The following is a 797-nucleotide window of genomic DNA, read 5'->3' as shown; positions in this document are numbered from 1 at the left end:
CTCGAGCGGCTGGCCGTCGCCGAAACCTGGGACAACGGCAAGCCGGTGCGCGAGACCCTGGCCGCGGATCTGCCGTTGGCGGTCGATCACTTCCGGTACTTCGCGGGAGCCATTCGCGCGCAGGAGGGTTCGCTCGCCGAGATCGACGCCGACACCATCGCCTATCACTTCCACGAGCCCCTCGGTGTGGTCGGGCAGATCATTCCGTGGAACTTCCCGATCCTCATGGCGACCTGGAAACTCGCGCCCGCGCTGGCGGCGGGGAACTGTGTGGTGCTCAAGCCCGCCGAGCAGACTCCGGCCTCGATCCTGAAGGTGGTGGAGTTGATCGCGGATCTGCTGCCGCCGGGAGTTCTCAACGTGGTCAACGGATTCGGTGTCGAGGCGGGCAAGCCGCTGGCGTCGAGCCCGCGCGTGGCCAAGATCGCGTTCACCGGTGAGACCACCACCGGGCGGCTGATCATGCAGTACGCCAGCGAGAACATCATCCCGGTGACCTTGGAGCTGGGTGGCAAGTCGCCCAACATCTTCCTGCCCGATGTGGCCGCGGCCGAGGACGATTTCCTGGACAAGGCCGTCGAGGGCTTCGTCATGTTCGCGCTCAACCAGGGTGAGGTGTGCACGTGCCCGTCGCGGGCGCTGATCCACTCCTCGATCTACGACGATTTCATGGCGCGCTGCATCGAACGCACCAAAGCCATCAAGGGCGGTAATCCCCTGGACGATTCGACCATGATCGGCGCGCAGGCCAGCAACGACCAGTACGAGAAGATCCTGTCCTACATCGACATCGGACG

1 pseudogene is annotated in these 797 nt (G+C 64.7%); it reads left to right on the top strand.

Annotation, left to right across the window (positions count from 1 at the left end):
- Positions 1–797, top strand: a pseudogene (gene adh / locus JK358_RS38765) (aldehyde dehydrogenase); the annotation flags it as partial.

The sequence above is a fragment of the Nocardia acididurans genome, from assembly GCF_016741815.1.
GTDB classification, from domain to species: Bacteria; Actinomycetota; Actinomycetes; order Mycobacteriales; family Mycobacteriaceae; genus Nocardia; species Nocardia acididurans.
The sequence above is the reverse complement of the archived record's forward strand: the minus strand, read 5'-3'. Positions and strand labels throughout refer to the sequence as shown.